The following is a 21,803-nucleotide window of genomic DNA, read 5'->3' on the forward strand; positions in this document are numbered from 1 at the left end:
CGGAATGATACTAGTTTAGTCATCCATAACGGGAGAAAAATGGAGGAATTATGAAACACTGTCTGGATTCGTCTGAATGACGTCGGCCTTTGCGAGGCGGTTAACGAAATACGACGTCCGCCCATCGCGCAAGACCGGCGGTGACGGAACCGAAGTCATCGCCGCCAGCAATCGGAATGCCCGGCAACTGCTCCGCCAACGCGTTTTTGATCAGCGGTGAGCGTGCGCTGCCGCCGGTCAGATAGATGACATCCGGTTTTTCCTGCGCATTGTCCAGCGCCAGTTGTACCTGCTCCAGTATACGCGCCAGCGGCTGGCTCAGCGCTGCTTCCAGCCCCTGCTGACTGACAGACGTCGCCAGCTCATCGCTGATAAACGGCAGCGTGGTGAGGATATCGGGCTGCCCGGACAGGGCGATTTTGCTCTCTTCCGCGCTGCGTACCAGACGATAGCTGAGGCGCTGACGCCAGACTTTAAGCAGCAGCGCGACTTTATCCGCATCGCGGGCGTCCCGAACCAGCTCGTTGAGCAGGCGACCGTTGGCGCTGCTGTAGAAATCGCTTTGTGCGGGAACATCATTGATCGCGACAGCGTTCCACCACGGCAGAACCGGCAATGCGATGCCTTTTTCGGTTTCGCCGCCCATGCCCAGCAACGGCATCAGGTGTTTAAACGCCAGCGCGATGTCCAGGTCGTTACCGCCCACGCGACAGCCGCTGTGCCCGAGCAGGCTGGAGGCGCGGTCAGCGCGCTGATGCCACTGCGGCCCCATCAGCAGCAATGAACAGTCGGTCGTCCCGCCGCCAATATCCACCACCAGTACGCGTTTCTCTTCCTGCAACGTGGCTTCATAATCCAGACCCGCCGCAACCGGTTCAAACTGGAAGACGACATCCTGAAAACCGGCGCGTTTTGCCGCGCGCTCCAGAATGCCTTGCGCCTGGCGGTTGGCCTCGTCGCCACCCAGCCCCTGAAAGTTAATTGGTCGACCAATCACCGCCTGCGTGATGCTTTCCGGCAACTGCGTTTGCGCCATATGACGGATGTGCAACATCATCGCGCAAACCAGATCCTCAAACAGCGCAACCTGCTGCGGTTTTAGGCCGTTAGCGCCGAGGAAGGATTTTGGCGATTTAACGAAGTAAACCTCTTCCGGGTCGTCAATGTAGTGGCTCAGCGAAGCCAGCCCGAACTGCACGCTGCCTGCGCCGACCTCAATATCTTCTTCACGGTTGTAGCGCATTGCGCGCCGCAACAGCGCCTGTGTTTCGTCATCCGTCGCCGGAACCGCGTGATGGCGGTACAGCCACTCGCTGACGGCTTCACGCGTCGGGGCGCAAAGCATTGAGGGCAACAGCGTGCTGTTATTTTCCATTTTTAGCAGCTGCGGTTGCCCGTCGCGCATGACGGCAACGGAACAGTTTGCCGTGCCGTAGTCAAAACCAATAAACACCTTAATAATCCCCATGCCAGTGAAGAAGGGGCGTGACTTTAACGAAATGTTGTAATCCCGACAACTGGAATATGAAAGCAAGGCGCGGCGTTTGAATAGCGTTTATGCTGAAGGAGAATAAAAACAGGAGTTGCAATGTATATCCTAAGCTGGCAGCCGCCTTATGACTGGTCCTGGATGTTGGGTTTTCTCGCCGCGCGTGCGGTGAGCGGCGTCGAAACGGTTGAGCCCGCGCGTTACGTTCGCAGTCTGGCGACGGGAGAACATCGGGGACTGATCGCCGTTGTACCGGAGCACCAGACGCATACGCTGCGCGTAACCCTGAGCGCGGGCTTGTTGCCCGTCGCCGAAGAATGTCTGGCAAAAATTGAACGCCTGTTCGATCTGCGCTGTAACCCCGATCAGATTGCCGATGCGCTCGGCAGTCTGGGGGCTGCGCGACCGGGATTGCGTCTGCCAGGCTCGGTGGATGCCTTCGAACAGGGCGTAAGGGCGATACTCGGGCAACTGGTCAGCGTGGCGATGGCGGCAAAGCTGACGGCGAAAGTCGCCCGTCGTTATGGCGATGTGCTTGCCGACGCGCCGGAGTATGTCTGTTTCCCCACGCCGCAAACGCTGGCGGCGGCGGACCCATTCGCGCTTAAAGCACTGGGGATGCCGCTGAAACGCGCGGAAGCGCTGATCCATCTGGCGCGTGCGACGCTGGATGGAACGTTAGAGACGTCCGCGCCGCCGGATATTGCGCTGGGGGTGAAAAACCTGCAAACCTTTCCTGGGATTGGGCGCTGGACGGCCAACTACTTCGCGCTGCGCGGCTGGCAGGCGAAAGATATCTTTTTGCCGGATGATTATCTGATTAAACAGCGGTTTTCGGGAATGACGCCCGCGCAAATCCGCCGTTATGCGGAGCGCTGGAAACCCTGGCGTTCCTACGCGTTGCTGCATATCTGGTATACGGATGGCTGGCAGCCGTCAGTTGATGGCGAAATAACTGGTGTTCAGTAACAGATCCAGCGGCTGGGCATCGGCAATGACGTCGCCGTAAATCAGATCGATGCCAATACCGGAAAGCGCATCCATGATCAGCGGCATTTGTACCGGGCCGGCAATGGTTCTGACGCCCAGCCGCTGCGCATGGCTCTGAATAATCGATACCAGCATTTCATCCATTAAATTACCGTGAAGGCTGGCGCAGAGTTCGCTATCAAGCAACAGGTAGTCAGCCATGTGGGCGCTTAAGCAATCGAAAAGCGCCAGGTCACGGTTGACCTGGCTGAGAACAATGCGACAGCCCGCCTGACGCAGTATCTGTATCGCGGGTATGGCCTTATCGGACTCTTGCATCAGGACATGTGCCGGGATAACCAGATGCAATAAGCGCGGCGGAAGTGGGCTGCGCTCCAGCTGTTCGAGCAGCTCATCAATGAATGTTGCGCGGCTGAGTCCGGCGGCGGAAAGCGGCAGGGCGATGCTCACCCCCTTACTGGCGACGGTGGATGCCGCGTGCTGGAAAAATGTCTGAAACACGCGACGATCGAGCGCGTGGCTGAGTTCGGGATCGGTTAGCCCTGCGCGGAATGCCTGCTCCTCCATGATTTCGCCGTCGCTGGTCCACAGCCGCAGCGAGATCAGCCAAAAACCGCACGTTTCAGGGATGCGCGGCGACGCGACCCCACGGGCGATCATCAATAGAGGGTTATCTTTGATTATGCGCCATTGTTCATCCTGAGACGTGACTTCCCGCTCGCTGTGCGACTGTTCCTGCTGCGCTTCGTACACGGTGACACGTCCCCGACCGTTGTTTTTAGAGGCATAGCAGGCGATATCTGCCTGGGACATCACGTCTGCCGCAAGGCGATTGGCGTTATTGATTAGCGTGATCCCGGCGCTGGCGCCAATGGGGTGTTCACGGTCTTCCCACGTAAAGCGGTATTCATTAATCGCGTTGACGATCCGCGTAGAAATAAAGCGCGCGCTGTCGATATTGCAATCCGGCAGCAGGAGGCCAAATTCGTCCCCGCCCAGGCGGGCCAGCATATCGCTGGAACGCAGCATACTGAGCATTAAGGCGGCCAGTTCGCGAAGCAGCGCATCGCCTGCGGCATGCCCGGCGCTGTCGTTAACGGCTTTAAAGCGGTCAAGATCAATAAAGACCAGCGCATGATGCTGGCGCGTATCGCGTACCGTAAGCAGGATTTCTTTCAGATGGCCTTCAAAACTGACCCGGTTAGCCAGGTGGGTGAGGGCGTCATGAGAGGCGCTGTAGCTGAGCTGGCGCAGCATTTTCCGCGATTCCGTGACGTCCTGAATGACCAGTACGGAGCCGATATTCCCGCCATCCAGTGTACTGAGCGGCGTAATGCTGTAATGAATGTCGTAGCGACCGCCGTTGCGACAGTGAAGCACCACATCCTGCTCAATGGCGGAACGCGACATATCCGCGCTATAGATATTTTCCATCAGCGGGCCGTTATCGCCAAAAGTGATGCGCAATACCGTCAGCAGCGGGATGCCGATCGCATGCTCCTGCTGCCAGCCGCTCATCTTCTCGGCGACAGGGTTCATAAAGGTTACGTTCATATCGACGTCAATACAGACAACCGCTTCCCCGATGGAGTCCAGCGTAATGTGCAGGCGCTCTTTTTCCTGATACAGCGCCTCGTTAAGCTGCTTGACTTCGGTCATGTCCATGTTGATGCCAAGCAGGCGTTCCACGTCGCCGTCTTTATCCAGCACCCGGTTCGCCAGGGCGCGGATATGCCGGATGCCATCTTTTACGCCAATCCTGAATTCGAGCTTAAAGGGGAGACGCGCCGCCAGAGACTCGCGGATGATCTTTTCCGTCGGCGCGCGGTCTTCCGGCAACAGGCAGTCGTGCCAGAGTTGCCAGGTGGGTTTGATATGCGGCGGAACCTCATACAGCTCAAACATGCGCTTATCCCAACTGATCACGTCAGGCCGCAGTTCCCATTCCCAGATGCCGATACCGCCCGCTTCGTTCGCCAGCGTAATCCGCTCCATCAAGCGCTTGTTTACCCGTTCGGTATGTTTCAGGTCGTTGATATCTTCAATTTGCGCAATGAAATAGAGCGGGGTGTTGTCGCTATGGCGAACCAGTGAAACGGCCAGTAATGCCCAGACCACATCGCCGTCGCGGGTGTAATAGCGTTTCTCCATGGAATAGCTGTTGATATCGCCGCGCACCAGCATATTCAGCTGTTCAAGGTCGTTATGCAGATCCTCAGGCCAGGTGAGCTGTTGAAAGGTGAGGGCGCGCAGTTCATCCTGGCTGTAACCAAGAAACTGACACAATGCCTTGTTGGCCTGTAGCCATTGGCCTTCGGTACCCACTAACGCCATGCCGATCGCGGAATATTCCATCGCGTTACGAAAGCGTAATTCGCTTTCCGTGATATTTTTTTGTTCCGCCCGAAACGCGTACATCACCATTGTCATGATGTTGACGGGCAGCAGGATCATTAAAAGCGGCAGCCAGGGAACGTTCATCATGGCGTATGTTTTGGGCGTTGACAGCAGCGCCGGGTCGGATGCCAGCATCAGCGACGTCATCATGACGGTGGCGAGGAAGATCAGAAACGCTTCCATACGCGGCAGACGTATCGCGCTCCACATCAGCAGAACAATAATACAGGTGAAAGGCCACGGGACGTACAGCATAGAGAGCCAGCTTAGCCCCAGCGTTATCGTCAGCGTAAGCAGCGTTTCAAGCAGTAAACGGGGATCGCGATGGCGAAGCAGGTAGCGCGGTTTAAACAGCAAGCCTAATGGCACCAGCGCCAGCGCGCCGATAGACTCGGACAGAATCCAAATCAAAAATGTTTTTACTGGCGTCCCTTCGGGCATCAGCAGCCAGAGCAGCGCGCCTCCCAGTAGCGGTGGAATCACCGCGCTGCCCGTCGCCAGGCGGAGCCAGTCATTCAGATTTTGTAAGGGGTTATACCAGGGCAGTAGCTTACGTAACAGGATTGCGCCGACCACCGCTTCAATAATATTGATCGCCATCCAGCCAAAATTCAGCGAACCGGCAGGAGAAAAAACGAGTGACGCACTTATGCTGCCGAGGGAACAGACCAGTGCGATCCCCGGCCACATCCGTCCTGCGTGGCGATAAAAACCGACCATCATGATTGACGTCGGGAACCACAGCGGCGCCAGCGGCGTATCGAAACGCGACAGTTCCAGCGAGAAGAGTGTAAAGATAAAGGTGAGCAGACCTAAACTGACGAGACGCAGTAGAGGGTGAGGCAAGGTAACTAAAACATGTTGGGTTTGTTTACTCATTACCACGTTATCCGAATAGCCCTTGCCGTCGCGGAGGGCCCGGACGCGTCAGTTTTCATTCAGGATCATGCTAGTACAAACAATTTACGATTTATACGTCAGCGGCTCATAATTTGACATCTCCGGGGGATTAATTCCGGCATAAACGAATAAATCCGGCAGCTGCTTTAAAAATAAGCATTTTAATTTGCGACAAGGAGAGATGGACGGCAATTTAGCGTTCTGTTATCTCGACTGGTATCGTGCCGCTGAAATCCCTATAATTGCCGCGTTTGACGCTTCGGCGTCGCCCTCCCTAACATCCAGGTTAATCAGGTCGCTAAATTTATGACTGTTCAGTCTCATCAGTGCGTCATTATCGGTATTGCTGGCGCATCGGCTTCCGGCAAGAGTCTTATTGCCAGTACCCTTTATCGCGAATTGCGTGAACAAGTGGGTGATGAACATATCGGCGTTATTCCCGAAGACAGCTATTACAAAGATCAAAGCCATCTGTCGATGGAAGAGCGTGTAAAAACCAACTACGACCATCCTAATGCGATGGATCACAGTTTGCTGTTCCAGCATCTGCAAGCGCTCAAGCGCGGTTCGGCGATTGAATTGCCCGTATACAGCTATGTTGAACATACCCGCATGCAGGAAACCGTTCGCGTCGAGCCCAAAAAAGTCATTATTCTCGAAGGGATTTTGCTGCTGACGGACGCGCGTTTGCGTGAAGAGATGAACTTCTCTATTTTTGTCGATACCCCGCTGGATATCTGCCTGATGCGCCGTATTAAGCGCGACGTCAACGAGCGTGGGCGTTCAATGGATTCGGTGATGGCGCAGTACCAGAAAACCGTACGCCCGATGTTCCTGCAATTTATTGAACCTTCCAAGCAATACGCCGATATTATCGTACCGCGCGGCGGTAAGAACCGCATTGCGATTGATATTCTGAAAGCGAAAATCAGTCAGTTCTTTGAATAAGCCCAGCGAATTGTGTACCGTTCAGTGATAACCTGGTTCGCCCTTGACGCGTTGAACGTTAAGGGCCTGATGCACGAAAGGAGAAAGTGCCATGCGTTTGTGTGACCGAGATATTGAAGCCTGGCTGGATGAAGGCCGCTTGTCGATCAACCCGCGTCCTCCTGTTGAGCGTATTAATGGCGCGACGGTGGATGTGCGCCTTGGCAATAAATTTCGTACATTTCGTGGCCACACGGCTGCGTTTATTGATTTAAGCGGCCCGAAGGATGAGGTCAGCGCCGCGCTGGATCGCGTGATGAGCGATGAAATCGTGCTGGATGAAGGCGACGCGTTTTATCTTCATCCGGGCGAGCTGGCGCTGGCCGTGACCTTTGAGTCCGTCACGCTGCCGCCGGATCTCGTGGGGTGGCTGGATGGCCGTTCCTCGCTGGCGCGTCTTGGGCTGATGGTGCACGTTACCGCGCACCGTATCGATCCCGGCTGGTCTGGTTGCATCGTTCTGGAGTTCTACAACTCCGGGAAATTACCGCTGGCCTTGCGTCCGGGAATGCTGATTGGCGCCCTGAGCTTTGAGCCGCTCTCCGGCCCTGCCGCACGCCCTTATAACCGTCGCCAGGATGCGAAATACCGCGATCAGCAAGGCGCTGTTGCCAGCCGGATTGACAAAGACTGAGTCTGCTCCACTGAGGATAGCATGAGACGATTTCTGACGACGCTGATGATTCTCCTGGTCGTGCTGGTGGCCGGTTTCTCGGCGTTGGTGATGCTGGTGAATCCGAATGATTTCCGCGCGTATATGGTGCAGCAGGTCGCTGCGCGTAGCGGATATCAACTGCAACTGGATGGCCCTCTGCGCTGGCACGTATGGCCTCAACTCAGCATCCTCTCTGGACGGATGGCGTTGACGGCGGAAGGCGCCAGCGAACCCCTGGTTCGGGCCGACAATATGCGCCTGGACGTTGCGCTATGGCCGCTTCTTAGTCATCAGTTGAAGGTTGAACAGGTGATGCTCAAAGGCGCGGTCATCCAGTTGACGCCGCAGACGGAAGCGGCGCGCCGGGAAGACGCGCCTGTTGCGCCAAAAGACAATACGCTGCCGGATGTCCCGGAAGACCGTGGCTGGTCTTTTGATATCAGCAGCTTACGCGTTGCTGACAGCGTGCTGGTGTTCCAGCATGAAGACGACGAGCAAATTACGGTTCGCGATATTCGCCTGCAAATGGAGCAGGATGAACAGCATCGCGGGACGTTTGATTTTTCCGGGCGGGTGAACCGCGACCAGCGCGATCTCTCGCTCTCCTTCAACGGAACGGTCGATGCGTCTGACTATCCGCACAACCTAACGGCCGGTATCGAGCAGCTCAACTGGCAGTTGCAGGGGGCCGATTTACCGAAACAGGGTATTCAGGGCCAGGGGCAATTACAGGCGCAGTGGCAGGAAGGGCAAAAAAGGCTCTCTTTCAGTCAGCTCAGTTTAAGCGCCAACGACAGCACCCTGACCGGACAGGCTCAGGTGACGCTGAGCGATGAGCCGGAATGGGCGATCGATCTGCAATTTGGCAAGCTGAATCTGGATAACCTTCTTCCGCGAAATGACGTGGCAAGCACATCCAAAAACGTGGCGCAAACGGGGCAGCAGTCGACGCGGCCGCGGCCGGTTATCGCATCCCGCGTTGATGAACCCGCTTACCAAGGGCTAAAAGGGTTTTCTGCGGCCCTCTCTCTGCGGGCGGATAACGCGCAGTGGCGTGGCATGGCGTTTACCGGCGTGTCGGCGAAAATGACGAATCAGGCCGGTTTGCTGAATGTCGTCGAGTTGCAGGGGAAACTCGACGGCGGTGAGATTTCTCTGCCCGGTACGCTGGACGCGAGAGCGGCAAATCCGCGCGCCGTGTTCCAGCCGCGCCTTGAAGATGTGGAAATTGGCACGATTCTGAACGCGTTTGACTATCCCATCGCGCTGACCGGCAAAATGTCGCTGGCGGGCGATTTTTCCGGCGCGGATATTGACGCCCAGGCGTTTCGTCACAGCTGGCAAGGGCAGGCGCATGTTGAAATGCGCGACACGCGTATGGAAGGGATGAACTTCCAGCAACTGGTGCAGCAGGCGGTAACGCGTAGCGGTGGCGATGTGCAGCAATCGCAGCAGAATTTTGATAACGCGACCCGTCTGGATCGCTTTGTCACCGACCTGGCGCTGGATAACGGTAAGCTCACGCTGGGCAGCATGGAAGGGCAGTCTGCAATACTGGCGGTTTCCGGTAATGGCGCGTTGAATCTTGTTGAGCAGACCTGCGACACGCAGTTTAACGTGCGCGTGCTGGGCGGCTGGACAGGTGAAAGCAAGCTGATTGATTTCCTGAAAGAGACGCCGGTTCCGCTGCGCGTATACGGTAAGTGGCAGGCGCTGAATTACAATCTCCAGGTTGACCAGATTCTGCGTAAGCATTTGCAGGATGAAGCAAAACGTCGTCTGAGCGACTGGGCGGATCGTAATAAAGAGACCCGCAACGGTAAAGACGTGAAGAAGCTGCTGGATAAGCTGTAAGCGAATCTGAATGCCGGCTGTGAAAACAGACAGCATGTGTAGGCCGGATAAGGCGTTTACGCCGCCATCCGGCAACACCCTACGCCTGATGGCGCTGCGCTTATCAGGCCTACAACGACACAACCGTAGGCCGGATAAGGCGTCAGCCGCCACCCGGCATGCCGTTCAGCCTTACACCTCGTAATCTAACTCGTCATCGCTACGTAACGGAATAATCTGCACTTTCTGTACGCGGTGACTCTCAACCTGCAAGGTTTTCAACAGGTAATCTCCCACCTGAACCTCTTCTCCGGTTTTCGGCACGCGTTGCAGGTATTCCATCAACAACCCCGCGATGGTGTGGTACTCGCGTTTCTCATCCAGCGGCAGCGGAACGTACTGCACCAGATCTTCCAGCGGCATATGGCCGTTGGCGGTCCAGGAGCCGTCCGGGTTTTTCTGAATATCGTGACGGGCGTCGATCTCTTCCACTTCGTTTGGCAGATTACCGGCGATGGTTTCCATGACGTCGCTCAGGGTTACGATCCCTTCAACGGAACCAAACTCATCCACGACAAAAGCAAAATGCGTACGGGCGTTACGGAACTGCTCCAGCGCCGGAAGCAGCGGCAGCGTTTCAGGAAACACCAGCGGTTGACGGATCAACGCCCGCAGATCGAGGGGATCGCCGCGCAGCGATTGCTGTAGCAGGTCGATGACATGCACCACGCCAAGCAACTCTTCCTGTTCGTCCTCTCCGGTTACTACCAGACGCGTATGCTGGTTTTTTTCCAGCAGGGCGCGAATTTCCTCTTCAGGCGCGTCGAGATCGATGTGCTCAATATCATGGCGCGAGGTCATGATACTGCTGACGGTGCGCTGGTTGAGGTTCAGCACCCGCTCAATCATCTGCCGCTCTTGCGGGTTGAAAATCTGGCTGTCGTCATGATCCGCCAGCATAGCGGAGGTGTCAGCATCCAGCTCGGCATCCTCCTTTTTCCCGCTGAGCAAACGCATCACCGCTTCGGTGGTGCGCTGGCGCAACGTATGGTTGGCGGATAAGAAGCGACGACGGTTGAAGATCGCCAGTTGGTTCAGCGCTTCAATCATCACCGAGAAGCCGATCGCGGCATACAGATAACCTTTCGGAATATGGAAGCCAAACCCTTCCGCCACCAGGCTGAAGCCGATCATCAGCAGGAAGCTGAGGCAGAGGATCACGATGGTTGGGTGGCTGTTCACAAACCGGGTCAGGGATTTACTGGCCAGCAGCATCAGGCTGATGGCGATAATCACCGCCGCCATCATCACCGCAAGGTGTTCGACCATCCCCACGGCGGTAATGACCGAGTCGAGGGAGAAGATGGCGTCCAGCACCACAATTTGCGCCACCACGCCCCAGAATTTCGCCCCTTTGCGTTGGGTGGGGTTATCGCTGTCTTTCCCCTCCAGCCGCTCGTTGAGCTCCATCGTGGCTTTAAAGAGCAGGAAGAAACCGCCAAACAGCATAATCAGATCCCGGGCGCTGAAGCTCAGGTCGCGTATGCTGAAGAGAGGCTTCGTCAGCGTGACCAGCCACGAGATAGACGCCAGCAACAGCAGGCGCATGATCATCGCTAACAGCAGCCCGGTAATGCGCGCACGATCGCGCTGCGCAGGCGGCAGTTTTTCAGCGAGGATGGCAATAAAGACCAGGTTATCAATGCCGAGGACTAACTCGATGACGATAAGCGTGACGAGTCCGGCCCAGATTGATGGATCGGCAATCCATTCCATAGTGAGAATAATACCTTTCGTTATATGACAGTTGTCACAATTCGATCATGGATAAAGCTGGCGCAAAATGCAATGACATAACGTCATTTCTCTTTCTTTTATATCAGGCTTTTATGCTGAAAATGTGGCGGAAAAATAACCATAAAATTTCCATATGGTACGATTTTTTTAATGTGGACATATTTCGGAAATATCGCAGGTTGGGCGTTAAATATAGAATTTGTCAACATCAATAAAATCCTAAAATTATAATTTCGCCACGCTTAATATTAATCTTAAAAAGGGTGAAGTACAGGCTTGTTACCTTGCCTGCTATTACGTTAACTGCAACAATTCTTGCAGCATTAATGGTGGGCAACAAAAATATCCTGTCGCCGTCAAGCAGGCCATTACTGAGTAACTTTCTTATTTCCTGTGATGTTTCTCTGTCGCGAAGAAGAGGAAATAAAGAGGATTATAAAAACCTAAATTAATCAGTGTATTGGTAGCTAAAAAGCCAAGGGCGGTAGCGTGTCTGATAACCTGGTGACAAGTCTGAATTATTCTGTCAATAGCCTACGGATGAATCCAAATTTTTTAGGACTGATGCCAGTTAAATTTCTTTTCAATTAACTGCAATGTAAATGTGTACAGGCGAAGTCGCTATTTAAATTGCACGGGATAATTACTCTGCCAAAGTGATAAATAATCAATGATGAAATCCAAAATGAAATTGATGCCATTATTGGTGTCGGTAACCTTGATAAGTGGTTGCACAGTACTTCCGGGCAGCAATATGTCTACGATGGGTAAAGACGTGATCAAACAGCAAGACGCTGATTTTGATCTCGACCGTATGGTGAATGTCTATCCGTTGACGCCGCGCCTGGTGGAGCAATTACGACCACGTCCAAATGTGGCGCAGCCCAATATGTCACTGGACCAGGAGATCTCAAGCTACCAGTACCGCGTCGGCCCAGGCGATGTTTTGAATGTGACGGTCTGGGATCACCCGGAACTGACCACACCCGCCGGGCAGTACCGCAGCTCCAGTGATACCGGCAACTGGGTTCAACCCGATGGCACCATGTTTTATCCCTACATCGGCAAAGTGACTGTGGTGGGCAAAACGCTGGGTGAAATTCGCAGTGATATTACCGGGCGCTTAGCGAAGTACATTGCTGACCCGCAGGTGGACGTTAATATCGCCGCTTTCCGCTCGCAGAAGGCGTATGTCTCCGGGCAGGTGAATAAATCCGGCCAGCAGGCGATCACCAACGTGCCGCTCACCGTTCTTGATGCCATCAACGCCGCAGGCGGCCTGACCGAAAACGCCGACTGGCGCAACGTCGTGCTGACGCACAATGGCCAGGAGCAGCGAATTTCTTTGCAGGCGCTGATGCAAAACGGCGATCTCAGCCAGAATCGGTTGCTCTACCCTGGAGACATCCTGTTTGTACCGCGTAATGACGATCTGAAAGTCTTCGTGATGGGTGAAGTGAAGAAACAGAGCACCCTCAAAATGGACTTCAGCGGTATGACGCTCACCGAAGCATTGGGTACGGCGGAAGGTATCGACCTGACCACCTCCAATGCCAGCGGCATCTTCGTGATTCGACCGCTGAAAGGCGAGGGCGGACGCAATGGCAAGATCGCCAATATTTATCAGCTTGATATGTCTGATGCCACCTCTCTGGTGATGGCGACGGAGTTCCGACTGCAACCTTACGATGTGGTGTACGTCACGACCGCACCGGTTGCGCGCTGGAACCGTCTGATCAATCAGTTGCTGCCGACCATCAGCGGTGTCCGTTATATGACGGATACGGCCAGCGACATTCATAACTGGTAAACGTCATGTTTAACAAAATCTTAGTTGTTTGCGTGGGGAACATTTGCCGTTCCCCGACGGCAGAGCGCTTGCTGAAAAGTTATCACCCGTCGTTAACGGTGGAGTCTGCCGGGCTGGGCGCGCTGGTGGGAAGGGGCGCCGACCGGTCGGCGGTCAGCGTGGCGGCGGCGCATAACCTCTCTCTTGAAGGTCATTGCGCCCGCCAGATCTCCGGGCGTATGTGCCGGGATTATGACCTGATTCTGGCGATGGAAAAACGCCATATCGCCAGACTGTGCGAGATGGCGCCAGAGATGCGCGGGAAAGTGATGTTGTTCGGCCACTGGGACAGCGAGCGTGAAATACCCGACCCGTATCGCAAAAGTCGCGAGGCGTTTGAAGCGGTGTACACATTACTTGAAAGGTCTGCTCGCCAATGGGCGCAGGCATTGAACGCAGAGCAGGTATAACAATGACAGAAAAAGTAAAACAGCTTGCCGCTCCGGTAACGGGCAGTGATGAAATCGATATCGGTCGTCTGGTGGGAACCGTCATTGAAGCGCGCTGGTGGGTGCTTGGCATTACGGCGGTATTTGCGCTGTGCGCGGTGATTTACACGCTATTCGCCACGCCGATTTACAGCGCCGACGCGCTGGTGCAAATCGAGCAAAATACCGGTAACTCGCTGGTGCAGGATATTGGCTCTGCGCTGGCCAATAAACCGCCGGCATCAGAAGCGGAAATTCAGCTGATTCAGTCGCGTCTGGTTCTGGGGAAAACCGTTGACGATCTCGACCTGGATATCTCCGTCACCAAAAACACCTTCCCGCTGTTTGGCGCAGGCTGGGAGCGCCTGATGGGGCGGCAGAATGAGACGGTGAAAGTGACAACGTTCACCCGTCCAAAAGCGATGGGCGAGCAGGTTTTCACGCTTAACGTGCTGAGTGACAAAACCTACGAACTGACCAGCGACGGCGGCTTTAGCGCGCGCGGTCAGGCCGGGCAACTGCTGAGTAAAGATGGCGTGACGATGATGGTGAGCGCTATCCATGCCCGCCCGGACAGTGAATTTACCGTCACTAAATTCTCCACGCTTGGGATGATCAACAATCTGCAAAACAACCTGACCGTGACGGAAAACGGCAAAGATACCGGCGTATTGAGCCTGGCCTTTACCGGTGAAGACAAGGATCAGATCCGCGATATTCTCAACAGCATCACCCGCAACTATCTCGAACAGAACGTTGAGCGGAAATCTGCGGAAGCGGCGAAAAGCCTGGCGTTCCTGGCGAAACAGTTGCCGGAAGTGCGCAGTCGCCTGGACGTCGCGGAAAACAAACTCAACGCCTTCCGTCAGGATAAAGACTCCGTGGACTTACCGCTGGAGGCCAAGGCGGTGCTGGATTCGATGGTGAATATCGACGCCCAGCTTAACGAACTGACCTTCAAAGAGGCGGAAATCTCCAAGCTGTTTACTAAAGCGCATCCGGCTTACCGTACGCTGCTGGAAAAACGTAAAGCGCTGGAAGATGAAAAAGCCAAACTGAACGGGCGCGTGACGGCAATGCCGAAAACGCAGCAGGAAATTGTGCGTCTGACGCGCGACGTCGAATCCGGTCAGCAGGTTTATATGCAACTGCTGAACAAGCAGCAGGAGCTGAAGATCACCGAGGCCAGCACCGTCGGGGATGTGCGTATTGTTGACCCGGCGATTGCCCAGCCGGGCGTGCTGAAGCCGAAAAAAGCGCTGATTATTCTTGGCAGCATTATTCTTGGCCTGATGCTCTCTATCGTCGGCGTGTTGCTGCGTTCGTTGTTTAACCGTGGGATTGAAAGTCCGCAGGTGCTCGAAGAACACGGCATCAGCGTCTATGCCAGCATTCCGCTGTCGGAGTGGCAGAAAGCGCGCGATAACGTCAAAACGATTAAGGGCGTTAAGCGCTACAAACAGAGCCAGTTGCTGGCGGTGGGGAATCCAACCGATCTGGCGATTGAAGCGGTGCGTAGCCTGCGTACCAGTCTGCATTTCGCCATGATGCAGGCGCAAAACAATGTGCTGATGTTGACCGGGGTCAGCCCGTCTATCGGCAAAACCTTTGTCTGCGCCAACCTGGCGGCGGTCATCAGCCAGACCAACAAACGCGTGCTGCTGATCGACTGCGATATGCGTAAAGGCTATACCCACGAGCTGCTGGGCACCAACAACGTGAATGGTCTGTCCGACATTCTGGTGGGCAAAGGGGATATCGCCTCCTGCGCTAAACCCACTTCCATTCCGCATTTCGATCTGGTGCCGCGCGGACAGGTGCCGCCTAACCCGTCGGAACTGCTGATGAGCGAGCGCTTTGGCGAACTGATTGCCTGGGCCAGCGCGCACTATGACCTGGTCTTAATCGATACGCCGCCGATTCTGGCGGTGACCGATGCGGCGATCGTCGGACGGCATGTCGGCACCACGCTGATGGTGGCGCGTTACGCCGTTAACACATTAAAAGAGGTGGAAACCAGCCTGAGCCGCTTTGAGCAGAACGGTATTCCGGTAAAAGGCGTAATCCTCAACTCCATCTTCCGACGGGCGACCGGTTATCAGGATTACGGTTACTACGAGTACGAATACAAGTCGGATTCAAAATAATAAGTCGCCTGATGACGCTGCGCTTATCAGGCCTACAGGGCCGACAAAATTGCTGGTGACTGTAGGCCGGATAAGGTGTTTACACCGCCATCCGACACTATCCGGGGAATGAGAATGACAATAGACAACCCACTGATTTCGATCTACATGCCAACCTGGAATCGGCAGCAACTGGCGATTCGCGCGATTAAATCGGTGCTGCGCCAGGACTATACCCACTGGGAAATGATCATTGTGGATGACTGCTCCTCATCGTATGAGCAGTTGCAGCAGTTTGTTGAAGGGTTAAACGACCCGCGCGTGCGCTACACCCACAATGCGATTAATTCCGGCGCCTGCGCGGTGCGTAATCAGGCCATTATGCAGGCAAAAGGGCAGTACATCACCGGGATCGATGATGATGATGAATGGACGCCGAACCGTCTGAGCGTGTTCCTTGAACATAAGCATCAGCTGGTAACGCACGCGTTTTTATACGCCAATGACTATGTCTGCGAAGGCGAGGTTTACTCGCAGCCGGCCAGTCTGCCGTTGTACCCGAAATCGCCGTACTCACGCCGTCTTTTTTATAAACGCAATATCATTGGCAATCAGGTCTTTACCTGGGCCTGGCGCTTTAAAGAGTGCCTGTTTGATACCGAACTGAAAGCCGCGCAGGACTACGATATTTTCCTGCGTATGGTGGTTGAGTACGGCGAACCGTGGAAAGTGGAAGAGGCGACGCAGATTCTGCACATCAATCACGGTGAAATGCAGATCACCTCCTCGCCGAAAAAATTCTCCGGCTACTTTCATTTCTACCGCAAGCATAAAGACAAATTCGACCGCGCCAGCAAAAAGTATCAGCTGTTTACGCTGTACCAGATCCGCAATAAGCGAATGACCTGGCGCACGTTGCTGACGCTGTTTTCTGTGCGTAACGGCAAACGCCTGGCTGACGGACTGCGGGGGCGTTAAGGATGCTGGAGGATCTACGCGCAAACAGCTGGAGTCTGCGCCCGTGCTGCATGGTGCTGGCCTACCGCGTCGCCCATTTTTGTTCCGTCTGGCGCAAAAAAAATGTGCTGAATAACCTGTGGGCCGTGCCGGTGCTGGTGCTGTACCGCCTGATGACCGAATGCCTGTTTGGTTACGAAATTCAGGCCGCCGCAACCATCGGCCGACGCTTCACCATCCATCACGGTTATGCCGTCGTGATCAATAAGCATGTCGTCGCGGGCGACGACTTCACTGTGCGTCATGGCGTCACCATCGGCAACCGGGGCGGCGACAGCCTGGCGTGCCCGGTCATTGGTAACGGCGTTGAGCTGGGCGCTAACGTCATTTTGCTGGGGGATATCACCATCGGCAATAACGTGACTATCGGGGCGGGCAGCGTGGTGCTCGACACGGTTCCCGATAACGCGCTGGTAGTGGGAGAGAAGGCGCGAGTGAAGGTAATTAAATGAATATTCTGCAATTTAATGTTCGACTGGCGGAAGGCGGCGCGGCGGGCGTGGCATTAGACCTGCACCTGCGCGCGCTACAAAAAGGCCTGACCTCGCACTTTGTCTATGGCTACGGCAAAGGCGGGAAGAAAAGCGTCAGCCACAGCAACTACCCGCATGTGATTAAACAGACGCCGCGTCTGACATCGGTCGCCAATATCGCGCTGTTTCGTCTGTTTAACCGCGACCTTTTTGGCAATCTCGATAATCTGTACCGCAAAGTGACCCGGACACCCGGCCCGCTGGTGCTGCATTTTCATGTGCTGCACAGCTACTGGCTGAATCTGGCGGAGGTTGTCGCTTTCTGCGAGAAGGTGAAAAACCACAAGCCGGACGTGAGGCTGGTCTGGACGCTGCACGATCACTGGAGCGTGACCGGACGCTGTGCCTTTACCGACGGCTGTGAAGGCTGGAAAAGCGGCTGTCAGAAATGCCCGACGCTGACCAATTATCCGCCGGTAAAAGTGGACAGAGCGCACCAGCTGGTGATGGGCAAGCGGCAGCTGTTTCAACAGATGCTCTCGCTGGGCTGTCAGTTTATCTCACCCAGCCAGCATGTGGCGGAGGCGTTTAACAGCCTGTACGGGGCAGGGCGTTGTCGCATTATCAATAATGGCATTGATGTGGCGACCGAAGCGATTCTGTCCGAACTGTCACCGGTGAGCGAGCGCCAGGGCAAACCGAAAATTGCCGTGGTGGCGCACGATCTGCGCTATGACGGCAAAACAAACCAACAGCTGGTGCGCGACATGATGGCGGCAGGCAACAACATTGAGCTGCACACCTTCGGTAAGTTTTCCCCCTTCGACGGTGAGAACGTGGTGAATCACGGCTTTGAAACCGATAAGCGCAAGCTGATGAGCGCCCTTAACCAGATGGATGCGCTGGTGTTCAGTTCCCGGGTCGATAATTACCCGCTGATTTTGTGTGAAGCGTTATCTATCGGCGTGCCGGTGATCGCCACGCACAGCGACGCGGCGCAGGAGGTGCTGGCAAAATCGGGCGGGCGAACGTTCAGTGAAGACGAGGTGCTTAACCTGGTGCAGATGAGCAAATCCGACATTGCCCAGGCCGTATTTGGCGCCTCGCTGGAGGCCTTTTGCGAGCGTAGCCGCACCGCATACAGCGGACAACAGATGCTGGAGGAGTATGTCTCGTTCTATCAGAATCTGTAGTTACCTGCTACTGCCGCTGATCTACCTGCTGGTCAACGTCAAAATTGCCCAACTGGGCGAAAGCTTCCCCATCACCATCGTCACCTTTTTACCCGTTTTGCTGTTGTTGTTCATTGAGCGCATCAGCATTAAAAAATTGATGATTGCGCTGGGCGTGGGGGCGGGGCTGACGGCGTTTAACTACCTGTTCGGTCAGTCGCTGGATGCCAGCAAATATGTCACCTCGACGATGCTGTTTGTTTACATCGTCATCATTATCGGCATGGTGTGGAGTATTCGCTTTAAAACCGTTTCCCCGCATAACTACCGCAAGATATTACGTTTTTTCTATATGGTGGTGGCGTTTGTGGTGGCGCTGGCGGCAGTTGAGATGGCGCAGATCATTCTCACCGGCGGCAGCAGCTTAATGGAAGGAATTTCGAAATATCTTATTTACAGTAATAGCTATGTGCTGAATTTTATTAAATTTGGCGGTAAGCGAACCACTGCGCTCTATTTTGAACCGGCGTTTTTTGCTCTGGCGTTAATCTCAATTTGGCTCAGCATCAAACAGTTTGGTATCAAAACCCCTAAGACCGATGCTATGATTCTGGCAGGGATAATATTATCAGGATCATTTTCAGGGGTAATGACCTTTATCCTGTTTTACTTACTGGAGTGGGCATTTCAGTATCTGAATAAGGATGCGATAAGGAAAAAATTGCCACTGGCGATTATTTCGTTGGGCGTATTTTTAGTCGGTGTGGTTTTTGCGTTTCCTTATATCGCTGAACGTCTTGGAGATTTAGGAACGGAAGGTTCGTCATCGTATTATCGTATCGTTGGGCCATTAGTGATGGTTGGTTATTCGTTGACCCATATTGATGGCGTAGTCAGATTTGGCTCACTTTATGAATATGTCGCATCATTCGGAATTTTTAACGGTGCGGATGTCGGGAAAACAATAGACAATGGCCTGTATCTGCTGATTATTTATTTCTCATGGTTCGCGGTGTTATTGACCGCATGGTACATGTGGAAAATCTTAAAAATGACGCTGAATGCGTTTGGCGATAATCAGAATTTTCGGGTGCAGCTTTATCTCTTTACGCCGGTATCGTTGTTTTTTACCGGTTCGATATTTAGCCCGGAATATGCATTTTTAATCGTTTGTCCTTTTATTTTGCGCAAAGCGCTAAATATTACGAATTCATGACGAGGTGGTTTTATGTTACTTAGCGTCGTTACTGTCGCCTTTCGTAATTACGACGGCGTGGTAAACACCTGGCGCTCGCTGCGCAACCTGGCGCGCGATCCCAGCCTGACCTTTGAATGGATTGTCGTGGACGGCGGTTCGGATGACGGCACCGCCCAGTTTCTGGAAAAACTCAACGGTGAGTTTAACTTACGCTTCGTAAGTGAAAAAGATCGCGGTATTTACGACGCGATGAACAAAGGCATTGCGATGGCGCAAGGGCGCTATACTCTTTTCCTCAATTCCGGCGATGTGTTTCATGAAGATGTCACCGATTTTGTCCGTCAACTGGGGCGAAAAAATGATGACGCGATGTACATTGGCGACGCGTTACTGGATTTTGGTGAAGGAAATAAAACCCGACGAAGCGCCAAACATGGCTGGTATATCTACCACAGCTTACCCGCCAGCCATCAGGCTATTTTCTTCCCGACCGCAGGGCTGAAAAAACATCCATACGATCTGCAATATAAGGTGTCATCTGATTACGCGCTGGCGGCCAGTCTTTATAAATCAGGCTATCCTTTCCGTCGAATCAAAGGGTTGGTGTCTGAATTTTCTATGGGCGGCGTGTCAACCTCAAATAATCTGGAATTATGCCGGGATGCAAAAAACGTGCAGCGTAAAATATTACGCGTACCCGGATTCTGGGCGGAATTATCTTATTTATTACGTCTGAAAACGACAGGCAAAGCAAAAGCCTTATATAACAAAGCCTGAATATAAGGAAAAATGATGCAGGATTTAAGCGGCTTCTCGGTGCCGAAAGGGTTCCGGGGCGGCAATGCAATAAAAGTGCAATTATGGTGGGCGGTGCAGGCGACGTTATTTAGCTGGTCGCCGCAGGTGATGTATCGCTGGCGCGCATTTTTATTACGGATGTTTGGCGCAAAAATAGGAAAAAACGCAGTCATCCGACCTTCTGTAAAAATTACGTATCCGTGGAAATTGACGTTAGGTGATTACGCCTGGGTCGGCGATGACGCCGTTTTATATACGCTGGGTGACATTACGATTGGCGCACATTCTGTTATTTCGCAGAAAAGCTATTTATGTACCGGCAGTCATGATTATGCCAGCGCCCATTTTGATATTAACGCCACGCCAATTGTGATTGGCGAAAAATGCTGGCTGGCGACGGATGTCTTTGTCGCTCCCGGCGTAACGATAGGCGACGGCACCGTCGTTGGTGCGCGAAGCAGTGTTTTTAAATCGCTACCGGCAAACACAATCTGCCGTGGCAATCCCGCAGTGGTAACGCGCGAGCGCGTTGAGAAAGTTACTCCCTAACGGGACTATTTGAGGAAAATAAAATGTCAAAAGTCGCTCTCATTACTGGCGTAACCGGGCAGGATGGTTCTTACCTGGCGGAACTTCTGCTGGAGAAAGGTTACGAGGTTCATGGTATCAAGCGTCGCGCGTCTTCGTTCAATACCGAACGCGTGGATCATATCTATCAGGACCCGCATGCCAGCAACCCGAAATTCCACCTGCACTACGGTGATCTGACCGACTCATCCAACCTGACCCGCATTTTGCAGGAAGTGCAGCCGGATGAAGTCTACAACCTGGGGGCAATGAGCCACGTTGCGGTTTCGTTTGAGTCCCCGGAATACACTGCTGACGTAGATGCGCTGGGTACGCTGCGTCTGCTGGAGGCAATCCGCTTCCTGGGCCTGGAAAAGAAAACCCGTTTCTATCAGGCCTCCACCTCTGAGCTGTACGGTCTGGTGCAGGAAATTCCGCAAAAAGAGACCACGCCGTTCTATCCGCGCTCTCCGTATGCCGTCGCCAAACTGTACGCCTACTGGATCACCGTTAACTACCGCGAATCCTACGGCATCTACGCCTGTAACGGCATTCTGTTCAACCATGAATCTCCGCGTCGTGGCGAAACCTTCGTGACCCGCAAAATCACCCGTGCGATTGCCAATATCGCTCAGGGGCTGGAGTCCTGCCTGTTCCTCGGCAACATGGATTCCCTGCGTGACTGGGGCCATGCCAAAGACTACGTCAAGATGCAGTGGATGATGCTGCAACAAGAGACGCCGGAGGATTTCGTGATCGCGACCGGCGTGCAGTACTCCGTGCGTCAGTTCGTCGAAATGGCGGCGGCACAGTTGGGAATCAAACTGCGCTTTGAAGGGGAAGGCGTGGAAGAGAAAGGGATTGTCGTTTCTGTCACCGGTCATGATGCGCCGGGCGTGAAGCCGGGTGATGTGATTATCGCCGTTGACCCGCGCTACTTCCGTCCTGCGGAAGTGGAAACCCTGCTGGGCGACCCGTCAAAAGCGCACGAGAAGCTGGGCTGGAAACCGGAGATCACACTCCAGGAGATGGTGTCTGAAATGGTTGCGAAAGACCTGGAAGCGGCGAAGAAACATTCCTTGCTGAAATCTCATGGCTACGAGGTTGCCATCGCGCTGGAGTCCTGA

At 54.1% G+C, this 21,803-nt stretch carries 17 protein-coding genes; 14 read left to right on the top strand and 3 right to left on the bottom strand.

Features of this window, described 5'->3' with window-relative positions:
- Positions 1-100 precede the first annotated feature (100 nt).
- Positions 101-1,453, bottom strand: coding sequence for a molecular chaperone (gene yegD / locus OGX81_RS17790; protein WP_104869119.1), 1,353 nt, complete (start codon positions 1,451-1,453; stop codon positions 101-103).
- Positions 1,454-1,588: 135 nt separating this feature from the next.
- Between yegD and alkA the strand changes: the two genes are divergently transcribed.
- Positions 1,589-2,458, top strand: coding sequence for a DNA-3-methyladenine glycosylase 2 (gene alkA / locus OGX81_RS17795; protein WP_104868465.1), 870 nt, complete (start codon positions 1,589-1,591; stop codon positions 2,456-2,458).
- On the opposite strand, the gene OGX81_RS17800 is transcribed toward alkA, so the two are convergent.
- On the bottom strand, positions 2,426-5,755 hold the full coding sequence (locus tag OGX81_RS17800; RefSeq protein WP_104868466.1) for a diguanylate cyclase: 3,330 nt from the start codon (positions 5,753-5,755) through the stop codon (positions 2,426-2,428). The genes alkA and OGX81_RS17800 overlap by 33 nt on opposite strands.
- 327 nt (positions 5,756-6,082) lie before the next feature.
- On the opposite strand from OGX81_RS17800, the gene udk reads away from it, so the two are divergent.
- The 3 genes from udk to asmA all read left to right on the top strand — a co-directional run bounded on the left by udk (position 6,083) and on the right by asmA (position 9,272).
- Positions 6,083-6,724 carry a uridine kinase gene (gene udk, locus OGX81_RS17805; RefSeq protein WP_024130192.1) on the top strand — a complete coding sequence of 214 codons (642 nt, stop codon included), beginning with the start codon at positions 6,083-6,085 and terminating at the stop codon, positions 6,722-6,724.
- Positions 6,725-6,815: 91 nt separating this feature from the next.
- Positions 6,816-7,397 (top strand): dCTP deaminase, encoded by a 582-nt coding sequence (dcd, locus tag OGX81_RS17810; protein WP_012131692.1) that lies wholly within the window; start codon positions 6,816-6,818, stop codon positions 7,395-7,397.
- A gap of 21 nt (positions 7,398-7,418) precedes the next feature.
- A complete protein-coding gene (gene asmA / locus OGX81_RS17815; RefSeq protein WP_104868467.1) occupies positions 7,419-9,272 on the top strand; it encodes an outer membrane assembly protein AsmA in 1,854 nt (617 codons plus the stop codon).
- Between the two features lie 171 nt (positions 9,273-9,443).
- Here asmA and OGX81_RS17820 read toward each other — a convergent pair whose 3' ends face one another.
- Complete coding sequence (locus OGX81_RS17820; protein WP_058669389.1) at positions 9,444-11,027, bottom strand: TerC family protein; 1,584 nt, start codon at positions 11,025-11,027, stop codon at positions 9,444-9,446.
- Between the two features lie 691 nt (positions 11,028-11,718).
- Between OGX81_RS17820 and OGX81_RS17825 the strand changes: the two genes are divergently transcribed.
- From OGX81_RS17825 to gmd, 10 genes are all read left to right on the top strand, one after another.
- Positions 11,719-12,858 (top strand): polysaccharide export protein, encoded by a 1,140-nt coding sequence (locus tag OGX81_RS17825; RefSeq protein WP_012131699.1) that lies wholly within the window; start codon positions 11,719-11,721, stop codon positions 12,856-12,858.
- A gap of 5 nt (positions 12,859-12,863) precedes the next feature.
- Positions 12,864-13,307 (top strand): low molecular weight protein-tyrosine-phosphatase Wzb, encoded by a 444-nt coding sequence (wzb, locus tag OGX81_RS17830; RefSeq protein WP_012131700.1) that lies wholly within the window; start codon positions 12,864-12,866, stop codon positions 13,305-13,307.
- A 2-nt stretch (positions 13,308-13,309) separates the two neighbouring features.
- Positions 13,310-15,472, top strand: a complete 2,163-nt coding sequence (wzc, locus tag OGX81_RS17835; protein ID WP_104868468.1) for a tyrosine-protein kinase Wzc — start codon at positions 13,310-13,312, stop codon at positions 15,470-15,472.
- Positions 15,473-15,586: 114 nt separating this feature from the next.
- A complete protein-coding gene (gene wcaA / locus OGX81_RS17840) occupies positions 15,587-16,429 on the top strand; it encodes a colanic acid biosynthesis glycosyltransferase WcaA (protein ID WP_024130193.1) in 843 nt (280 codons plus the stop codon).
- 2 nt (positions 16,430-16,431) lie between these two features.
- Positions 16,432-16,920 (top strand): colanic acid biosynthesis acetyltransferase WcaB, encoded by a 489-nt coding sequence (wcaB, locus tag OGX81_RS17845; RefSeq protein WP_060816109.1) that lies wholly within the window; start codon positions 16,432-16,434, stop codon positions 16,918-16,920.
- Positions 16,917-18,134: a colanic acid biosynthesis glycosyltransferase WcaC gene (gene wcaC / locus OGX81_RS17850; RefSeq protein ID WP_104868469.1), complete on the top strand. Its 1,218-nt coding sequence runs from the start codon at positions 16,917-16,919 to the stop codon at positions 18,132-18,134. Before wcaB ends, wcaC begins: the two co-directional genes overlap by 4 nt.
- The gene (wcaD, locus tag OGX81_RS17855) at positions 18,109-19,329 is read left to right on the top strand and encodes a colanic acid polymerase WcaD (RefSeq protein WP_012131705.1); all 1,221 of its coding nucleotides are present in this window, start codon (positions 18,109-18,111) and stop codon (positions 19,327-19,329) included. Before wcaC ends, wcaD begins: the two co-directional genes overlap by 26 nt.
- Before the next feature lie 12 nt (positions 19,330-19,341).
- Positions 19,342-20,088: a colanic acid biosynthesis glycosyltransferase WcaE gene (gene wcaE, locus OGX81_RS17860; RefSeq protein ID WP_012131706.1), complete on the top strand. Its 747-nt coding sequence runs from the start codon at positions 19,342-19,344 to the stop codon at positions 20,086-20,088.
- Between the two features lie 15 nt (positions 20,089-20,103).
- Positions 20,104-20,658: a colanic acid biosynthesis acetyltransferase WcaF gene (gene wcaF / locus OGX81_RS17865; protein ID WP_047462599.1), complete on the top strand. Its 555-nt coding sequence runs from the start codon at positions 20,104-20,106 to the stop codon at positions 20,656-20,658.
- 23 nt (positions 20,659-20,681) lie between these two features.
- A complete protein-coding gene (gene gmd, locus OGX81_RS17870; RefSeq protein ID WP_012131708.1) occupies positions 20,682-21,803 on the top strand; it encodes a GDP-mannose 4,6-dehydratase in 1,122 nt (373 codons plus the stop codon).

It is taken from the genome of Citrobacter sp. CK206 (genome assembly GCF_030333125.1).
Taxonomy (GTDB): Bacteria; Pseudomonadota; Gammaproteobacteria; order Enterobacterales; family Enterobacteriaceae; genus Citrobacter_B; species Citrobacter_B koseri.